The organism is Mycolicibacter algericus DSM 45454 (assembly GCF_002086455.1).
Taxonomy (GTDB): domain Bacteria; phylum Actinomycetota; class Actinomycetes; order Mycobacteriales; family Mycobacteriaceae; genus Mycobacterium; species Mycobacterium algericum.
The window spans coordinates 100,121-106,120 of record NZ_MVHC01000012.1; the positions used below are offsets into that span (position 1 = coordinate 100,121).

Here is a 6,000-nt window from a genome sequence, read left to right on the forward strand (position 1 = left end):
CATTTCTGATGAATTGCCCGCCCCGGGTGGAGATCTACAACTACATAGCGTCATACTTGCGGATGTGACGAGCGCTGTGGGGTCCTCGGGTACTGCCATCACGTCGCGTGTGCATTCGCTGAACCGTCCCAACATGGTCAGCGTGGGCACCATCGTGTGGCTGTCCAGTGAGTTGATGTTCTTTGCCGGGCTTTTCGCCATGTATTTCACGGCCCGGGCACAGTCCGGTGGCGCCTGGCCGCCACCACCGACTGAGCTGAACCTGTGGCAGTCGGTGCCGGTGACGCTGGTGCTGATCGCCTCGTCGTTCACCTGCCAGATGGGCGTGTTCGCCGCCGAGCGCGGCGACGTGTTCGGACTGCGCCGGTGGTATCTGGTGACGTTCCTGATGGGCTTGTTCTTCGTCTGCGGTCAGGGCTACGAGTACTACCACCTGATCTCGCACGGCACCACGATCCCGTCCAGCGCCTACGGCACCGTGTTCTACCTGACCACCGGGTTCCACGGCCTGCACGTCATCGGCGGGTTGATCGCATTCGTCTTCCTGATGCTGCGCACCACGATGAGCAAGTTCACCCCGGCACAGGCCACCGCGTCGATCGTCGTGTCGTACTACTGGCACTTCGTCGACATCGTGTGGATCGCACTGTTCGCCACGATCTACTTCATCCGATGACCAACCGCCCGATGAACAGGAGTGTCCGGTTGAAGACACTGAGGAAGTGGGCCCGACCTCACCACAACCAAACCGTCGCCCGGCGTCGGCTCCGGCGTCGACTGTCCGGCGGCCTGCTGCTGCTGGTCGCGCTGGCCATGGCCGGTGGACTGGCCGCTGTGGTGACCCCGACCCCGCAGGTGGCCGTCGCCGACGAGTCCGCCTCGGCGCTGCTGCGCACCGGCAAGCAACTGTTCGACACCTCGTGTGTGAGCTGCCACGGCGCCAACCTGCAGGGTGAGCCCGGACGTGGACCGAGCCTGATCGGCGTCGGCGAGGCCGCCGTCTACTTCCAGGTCTCGACCGGGCGGATGCCCGCAGCCCGCGGTGAGGCCCAGGCACCCCGCAAGTACCCGCTCTTCGACGACAACCAGATCGACGCCCTGGGCGCCTACGTGCAGGCCAACGGCGGCGGCCCCACCGTGGTCCGCGACGCCGACGGCAGCATCGCGCAGGCCTCGCTGCGCGGCGACGACCTGGGCCGCGGCGGCGACCTGTTCCGGCTCAACTGCGCGTCCTGCCACAACTTCACCGGCCGGGGCGGCGCACTGTCCTCGGGCAAGTACGCCCCGGACCTGGCACCGGCCAACGAGCAGCAGATCCTGACCGCGATGGTGACCGGCCCGCAGAACATGCCGCGCTTCTCCGACCGGCAGATCTCCATGGAGGAGAAGAAGGACATCATCGCCTACGTCAGAGCCGTCACCGAGGAACATGATCCGGGCGGTTACGGGCTCGGCGGCTTCGGTCCGGCGCCGGAGGGCATGGTGATGTGGATTGTCGGGATGGTCGCCGCCATCGGCGCGGCTTTGTGGATCGGGGCACGCTCATGACCGAGGTCGGCAAGGACACCGCCATTCCCGACGCGGCCGAGCTGGCCGCGATGAACACCGAGGAGCTGCTGGCACTCGGGGGCCGCATCGACGGCGTGGAGACGATCTTCAAGGAGCCGCGCTGGCCGGTCGAGGGCACCCGGGCCGAGAAGCGGGCCGAGCGTAGCGTCGCCGGCTGGTTTCTGGCCGCCGGCGGCTTCGGCCTCGCCCTGCTGCTGATCTTCGTGTTCTGGCCCTGGGAGTACGCCTCGGTGGACTCCGCGGGCGGGTTCGCCTACTCGTTGGCCACTCCGCTCTACGGGCTGACCTTCGGGCTCTCGGTGCTGCTGCTCGGCATTGGCGCGGTGATGTTCGTCAAGAAGTTCATCCCCGAAGAGATCACCATCCAGGAGCGCCACGACGGCAGCTCCGCCGAGCTGGACCGTAAGACGGTCGCGGCACAGCTGACCGACGCATTCGAGGGCTCGACGATCGGGCGGCGCAAGCTGCTCGGGGCGTCGCTGGGCATCGGATTCGGCGCGTTCGGGCTGGGCACCCTGGTGGCCGGGGCCGGCGGCCTGATCAAGAACCCGTGGAAGCCGGTCGTCGACACCGCCGAAGGCAAGAAGGCCATGCTGTGGACCTCGGGATGGACCCCGCGCTACCACGGCGAGACCATCTACCTGGCCCGCGCCACCGGTCACAGCACCAATTCGCCGTTCATCAAGATGCGCCCCGAAGACCTCGACGCCGGCGGCATGGAGACCGTCTTCCCGTGGCGGGAGTCCGACGGCGACGGCACCACCGAGGAGTCGCGCGAGAAGCTCACCGAGATCATGATGGGCGTCCGTAACCCGGTGATGCTGATCCGCATCCGGCCCGACGACATGCCCAACGTGGTCAAGCGCAAGGGCCAGGAGAGCTTCAACTTCGGCGACTTCTTCGCCTACACGAAGATCTGCTCACACCTCGGCTGCCCGTCATCGCTGTTCGAGCAGCAGACCTACCGGATTCTGTGCCCGTGCCACCAGTCGCAGTTCGATGCGCTGCACTTCGCCAAGCCGGTCTTCGGCCCGGCGGCGCGCGCACTGGCCCAGCTGCCGATCACCATTGACACCAATGGGTATCTGGTCGCCAACGGCGACTTCGTCGAACCTGTCGGACCGGCCTTCTGGGAGCGCACCTCATGAGCCCTGCAATCGGCGATCTGCTCGCCCGCCAAGCAGACGACATCGACACCCGCTACCACCCGGCGGCGGCACTGCGACGCCAGTTCAACAAGGTCTTCCCGACGCATTGGTCGTTCCTGCTCGGCGAGATCGCGTTGTACAGCTTCATCATCCTGTTGCTGTCCGGTGTCTACCTGACACTGTTCTTCGACCCGTCGATGGCCGAGGTCATCTACCACGGCGTCTATCAGCCGCTCAACGGGGTGCAGATGTCGCGCGCCTACGAAACCGCACTGAACATCTCCTTCGAGGTGCGCGGCGGGCTGTTCGTCCGGCAGCTGCACCACTGGGCGGCGCTGATGTTCGCCGCGTCGATCATGGTGCACCTGGCGCGCATCTTCTTCACCGGCGCGTTCCGCCGGCCTCGCGAGGCGAACTGGGTGGTCGGGTCACTGTTGTTGATCCTGGCCATGTTCGAGGGCTACTTCGGCTACTCGCTGCCCGACGACCTGCTGTCCGGTATCGGCATCCGGGCCGCACTGTCGTCGATCACGCTGGGTATGCCGGTCATCGGCACCTGGTTGCACTGGGCGCTGTTCGGCGGCGACTTCCCGGGCACCATCCTGATCCCCCGGCTCTACGCCCTCCACATCCTGCTGCTGCCGGGCATCATCCTGGCCCTGATCGGCGTGCACATGGCGCTGGTGTGGTTCCAGAAGCACACCCAGTTCCCCGGGCCCGGCCGCACCGAGAGCAACGTGGTCGGCGTGCGGGTGCTGCCGGTCTTCGCGATCAAGTCCGGTGCGTTCTTCGCCATCATCACCGGCATCCTCGGCCTGATGGGCGGGCTGCTCCAGATCAACGCGATCTGGAACCTGGGGCCCTACCGGCCATCTCAGGTGTCGGCAGGCAGCCAGCCGGACTTCTACATGATGTGGACCGAAGGGATGGCGCGGCTCTGGCCGGCATGGGAGTTCTACCCCTTCGGGCACACCGTGCCCGGCTCGGTCGGCGTTGCGCTGATCATGGGCGCGGTCTTCATCCTGCTGATCATCTACCCGTTCCTGGAGAAGCGGTTCACCGGGGACTACGCCCACCACAACCTGCTGCAGCGTCCGCGGGACGCTCCGGTCCGGACCGGGATCGGTGCGATGGCGATCAGCTTCTACATGGTGCTGACCCTGGCGGCGATGAACGACATCATCGCGTGGAAGTTCCACATCTCGCTGAATGCGACGACCTGGATCGGACGCATCGGGATGGTGATACTGCCGCCGATCATGTTCTTCGCCACCTACCGGTGGTGCCTCGGGTTGCAGCGCAGTGACCGCGACGTGCTCGAGCACGGTGTCGAGACCGGCATCATCAAGCGGTTGCCGCACGGCGCCTACATCGAGTTGCACCAGCCGCTGGGACCGGTCGACGAGCACGGTCACCCGATTCCGCTGGAGTACGCCGGTGCGCCGCTGCCCAAGAGGATGAACAAGCTCGGCTCGGGCGGCGCGCCCGGCCGGGGCAGCTTCCTGACCGCGGACCCGGCTTCCGAGGACGCCGCGCTCAACGAGGCCGCCCATGCCAGCGAACGGCGCGCGCTGACCGCGCTGGCCGAGCGCCAGGACGGCGACGGCAACGGCCAGCAGCACTGACCCCGCGCGATCGGGCGAGCTGCGCGGCCTGCTGCGCGGGCTTCCGGTTCTGACCGGTTCCGCGCCGGAGTTCGATCCGGCGCGGGCACCCGGGGATCCGGTGGAGCTGTTCACCCAGTGGCTGCTGCACGCCGTCGACACCGGTGTCGCTGAGCCGCACGCCATGACAGTGTCGACGGTGTCCGGATCGGCCGGGCCGCGCCCGTCGGCGCGGGTCCTGATCCTCAAGGACGTCGACGGCGCGGGATGGCATTTCGCGGTCAGCTCGGTGAGCCGCAAGGGCGCCGAGCTGGCACGCAATCCCGCTGTGGCGCTGACGTTCTACTGGCCCGCACTGGGCCGGCAGGTCAGGGTCGAGGGAGTTGCGCATGCCGACCCACCGCAGCTGACGGCCGAGGACTTCCGGGCCCGCTCCGAGGGCGCCCGCGCGATGGCGTTGACCGGGCGCCAGAGTCAGCCCTACTGCGATCCCATCGAGATCAGTGAGGCACTGGCGAAGGCCCGCCTGGAGCTGGACCGGTCCCCCACCCTGGTCCCCGGCGACTGGGTCTCCTATGCGGTACGCGCCGACACCGTCGAATTCTGGCAGTCTGACCCGGATCGGCGCCACCGCAGGCTGCGTTACGAGCGCGACGGCGAGAGCTGGGCCACGACGCTGCTGTGGCCGTAAGGGGCGTCAGCCGAACCGGGACGGCAGTTCGAGCACCTCGCCCAGCCGGCGCAGATACAGCCACGGGATCACCGGCATGGCGAGCGTGATCGCGCCGGCCAGCCCGTAGCAGACCCACGAGCCGGTGTCCTTGCCGACCGCCATCAGATAGGTCGCGGCGGCGACCATGGTCAACGCACCGCCGAAGGCGCTGCCGAGTACCGTGACGCCGCGCAGCAGCACCCGGTCCACCTGCGCCTGGTTGGGCAGCAACGCCGGTCGCGTGGCGGCCGACCGGCGACCCGGAGCGTCGAACCCGCGTTGTGGCAGCGGTGCCCCCGGCCGTGGCCGCGGCCCGGCCGCCGCCGGCGGCGCGAAGCCGGCGGATCGCCGCGCCGGCCCGGCCTGCCGGGCTCGCAGCAGCACCGGGATCGCGGCCAGGATGACCAGAGCGGAGACGCCGATGACGATGTACAGCAGACCGGTGTGGGAACTCTCCGTGGGCTGGTCGAAACCCCGCCCGAGGTCGACGAGTGCGACCGTGGCCGCCACGCTCATGCCCAGCAGTGCCAGCCAGATCGCCGCGCAGACACCGAGCAGCACGCGGTCGGTGACCTCCGGGGACTGCCCCGGGTGGCCGAATCGGTCCGCGATGTTTCTGCCGACCATCAGCAGCTCGTCGCCGGTGCGTCGTTGCTGTTGGAGGACAGCACCCTGCCGTCACTGCTGGTGATCGAGCAGTTGAGCTTGCTCAGCCGCAGCATGCTGGACGCCTCCACCGAACCGATCTCCGACTGGGAGATCGGCGTCAACGTCAACGACCACGGAATGTAGGCGTTACGCTGCGTCCGCCGTTGCCCGGATGCGTCGACGTAGGTGATCGTGATCTGGTCGAACGGTGCCTTGGTGCCGGTGACCGAGTAGGTCACCTGCATTGGCTTGGCCTGCGTGGTCGTGGTGGGCTCCGGTGTCGTAGTGGACGGTTCGGGGGCGGGGGTCTCAACCGGCG

At 67.8% G+C, this 6,000-nt stretch carries 7 protein-coding genes; 5 read left to right on the top strand and 2 right to left on the bottom strand.

All coding sequences use genetic code 11. The features are described from left to right. Window positions 1-64: 64 nt before the first annotated feature. The 5 genes from ctaE to BST10_RS13245 are packed head-to-tail and all read left to right on the top strand — an operon-like array spanning window position 65 to window position 5,012. Window positions 65-676 carry an aa3-type cytochrome oxidase subunit III gene (gene ctaE / locus BST10_RS13225; RefSeq protein ID WP_041317714.1) on the top strand — a complete coding sequence of 204 codons (612 nt, stop codon included), beginning with the start codon at window positions 65-67 and terminating at the stop codon, window positions 674-676. Further along, window positions 673-1,548, top strand: coding sequence for a cytochrome bc1 complex diheme cytochrome c subunit (gene qcrC, locus BST10_RS13230; RefSeq protein WP_041317711.1), 876 nt, complete (start codon window positions 673-675; stop codon window positions 1,546-1,548). Before ctaE ends, qcrC begins: the two co-directional genes overlap by 4 nt. Further along, window positions 1,545-2,717, top strand: a complete 1,173-nt coding sequence (gene qcrA, locus BST10_RS13235) for a cytochrome bc1 complex Rieske iron-sulfur subunit (RefSeq protein ID WP_083038226.1) — start codon at window positions 1,545-1,547, stop codon at window positions 2,715-2,717. Before qcrC ends, qcrA begins: the two co-directional genes overlap by 4 nt. Next, window positions 2,714-4,342, top strand: a complete 1,629-nt coding sequence (qcrB, locus tag BST10_RS13240) for a cytochrome bc1 complex cytochrome b subunit (RefSeq protein WP_013828643.1) — start codon at window positions 2,714-2,716, stop codon at window positions 4,340-4,342. The genes qcrA and qcrB overlap by 4 nt, the downstream gene beginning before the upstream one ends. Window positions 4,343-4,391: 49 nt before the next feature. Then, complete coding sequence (locus BST10_RS13245; RefSeq protein WP_085975708.1) at window positions 4,392-5,012, top strand: pyridoxine/pyridoxamine 5'-phosphate oxidase; 621 nt, start codon at window positions 4,392-4,394, stop codon at window positions 5,010-5,012. A 6-nt stretch (window positions 5,013-5,018) separates the two neighbouring features. Here BST10_RS13245 and BST10_RS13250 read toward each other — a convergent pair whose 3' ends face one another. Together BST10_RS13250 and BST10_RS13255 are read right to left on the bottom strand one after the other, a co-directional pair. Further along, window positions 5,019-5,660, bottom strand: a complete 642-nt coding sequence (locus tag BST10_RS13250; protein WP_041319761.1) for a DUF2561 family protein — start codon at window positions 5,658-5,660, stop codon at window positions 5,019-5,021. Continuing rightward, the coding region (locus BST10_RS13255; protein ID WP_242665670.1) for an MmpS family transport accessory protein at window positions 5,660-6,000 on the bottom strand (341 nt) is incomplete at its 5' end. The genes BST10_RS13250 and BST10_RS13255, both read right to left, overlap by 1 nt.

Bases quoted from the DNA above. Each gene is read 5' to 3' on its own strand.
- BST10_RS13250 (WP_041319761.1), bottom strand. From the start codon at position 5,660: ATGGTCGGCAGAAACATCGCGGACCGATTCGGCCACCCGGGGCAGTCC.
- qcrB (WP_013828643.1), top strand. From the start codon at position 2,714: ATGAGCCCTGCAATCGGCGATCTGCTCGCCCGCCAAGCAGACGACATC.
- qcrC (WP_041317711.1), top strand. From the start codon at position 673: ATGACCAACCGCCCGATGAACAGGAGTGTCCGGTTGAAGACACTGAGG.
- qcrA (WP_083038226.1), top strand. From the start codon at position 1,545: ATGACCGAGGTCGGCAAGGACACCGCCATTCCCGACGCGGCCGAGCTG.